This is a genomic window from Microvirga sp. KLBC 81 (assembly GCF_003075415.1).
Classification (GTDB): Bacteria; Pseudomonadota; Alphaproteobacteria; order Rhizobiales; family Beijerinckiaceae; genus Microvirga.
On record NZ_QDAH01000306.1, the window covers coordinates 1 to 659 of the forward strand.

1 protein-coding gene is annotated in these 659 nt (G+C 58.6%); it reads left to right on the plus strand.

From position 1 onward, the window contains the following. Window positions 1-659 (plus strand): transposase (locus tag DC522_RS33915; RefSeq protein WP_165820450.1); only part of this gene is annotated, 659 nt, incomplete at both ends.

Consider the following 659-nt stretch of genomic DNA (forward strand, 5'->3'; position numbering starts at 1 on the left):
AGGAGGTTGCACCACGTCCCGTCGTTGGCGGCGTCGACACGCATAAAGATCTTCATGTCGCCGCCGTTGTCGATGAACACGATCATGTGCTCGCAAGCCAGTGCTTCGCAACAACACGACAAGGATATCGGCAGATGCTCGCCTGGATGCGGTCCTTCGGACAGCTCCGGTGCATCGGCATTGAGGCCACAGGCACATACGGCGCCGGGCTCCTGCGTTACATGCAGAATGCTGGTGTCGAGGTTCTGGAGGTGACGACCCCGGATAAACATGACCGTCGCAAGCGTGGAAAGAACGATGATCTGGATGCTCAGAACGCAGCCCATGCGGCCTTTGCTGGCAAGCGGACCGTCACGCCCAAAACTCGTGACGGGATGATCGAGTCCCTCCGGGTCCTCAAAGCCTGCCGAAAGACGGCAGTTGCTGCCCGGCGCGTCGCGCTGCAGATGATTCACAACACGATCATCTGCGCACCCGATGATCTTCGGGACACCTTGCGCAAGATGACCCGCATGCAACTCGTCAGGACCTTGGCGGCCTGGCGGCCAGATCTGACAGATTATCGCACCGTCATCTCCGCCTACAGGATTAGTCTCAAGTCATTGGGTCGCCGATATCTCGAACTGCACGATGAGATTGCTGACCTGGACGCTATGATC